At 51.5% G+C, this 1,106-nt stretch carries 2 protein-coding genes; both read left to right on the top strand.

The features are described from left to right. The first annotated feature begins 252 nt into the window (after nt 1-252). Entirely contained in the window at nt 253-777 is a 525-nt protein-coding gene (locus CW742_RS14595; protein WP_292421642.1) for an OsmC family protein, read from the top strand. Nucleotides 778-798: 21 nt separating this feature from the next. Then, the coding region (locus CW742_RS14590) for a C-GCAxxG-C-C family (seleno)protein (RefSeq protein ID WP_292421639.1) at nt 799-1,106 on the top strand (308 nt) is incomplete at its 3' end.

Raw genomic sequence — 1,106 nt, 5'->3', positions numbered from 1 at the left:
ATGCAAAATTTATTTAATTTGTTAATCAAATCTGTATGAAACAATCAGGTGCATTGTATTGAACGCCGTCGGAGATCCAAAGGTGATTCCTGAAGATACCGACACTCCGTGTGCTGCGCGGTGAAGGTGGCTCACCCCATAATGTCGTCGGAACCGGGATGTTGTTATTTGTTAAGGGCATTAGCATCACGGAAAGGAAAATTTAACAAATTATTTTTACTTTCATGCAGGATTAGATACTGGTGTTTACTTATGACCTTGAACAACATTGATAAGGCCCAATGTATCGCCTACAAAAAAGAGATCCAGACAACCCCGGCTGAGGCGAAATTCACCGCAAAGATTGAAGGCGACTGGCTCTTTGAAGAGGGAGGGCCCCAGTTCCGGTCGAACGTCAAAGTACAAGATGGCATGTACGCGCTGGAAGCCAGCTACCCGAACTTAGCCGGCCCCGGTTGCCGGCCCGGGCCGATGGCCTTTGGTCTCTTCTGGTTTGCCGCATCTTACTCCAGTACGTTTGTTACTGAAGCAGCGGTGCGCAACATCCCTCTGACTTCGGTAAAGACCCGGGTTGAGGCAGATCTCGATTATACTGCCCAGTTCGACCTTGGCAACAACCCGCTCATCCACGAATACCGGGTATTCCTGGATGTGAAGGGTGATGTATCGGAATCACAGGTTCAGGACCTGAAGGAGTATGCCCTGAAACGCTGCATGGGGATGTTCACCATTCAGCATGCTATCCCGCTCAAAGCTGAAGTTCGACTCCAAAAATAAAAGTGCTTCGGAAGTGCGCAGATGAATAAACAACCTGGAACGGTACAACCCGCAGATATCCGGAAGACTGCAGAAGAGTATTACCGATCCGGTCAGTTCTACTGCACGGAGGCGATCGTCAAAGCGGTAAACGACGGGTTCCAGCTCGGATATCCCGAACGGGTAATCCGCATGGCATCAGGGTTCCCGCTCGGCATCGGGGGTGCCGGCTGTTCGTGTGGCGCTGTTGTTGGAGGAGTGATGGCGCTCGGGATGGTCTTTGGCAGGGACCTGCCAGGCGACCCATCCATTGACCGGTGTCTCAGCCTCTGCCGCGAACTCCACCATTG

Origin of the sequence: Methanoregula sp. (genome assembly GCF_002835825.1) — an archaeon.
GTDB lineage: Archaea > Halobacteriota > Methanomicrobia > Methanomicrobiales > Methanospirillaceae > Methanoregula.
Note: the sequence above shows the minus strand (reverse complement) of the source record. Positions and strands in the feature narration are given on the sequence as shown.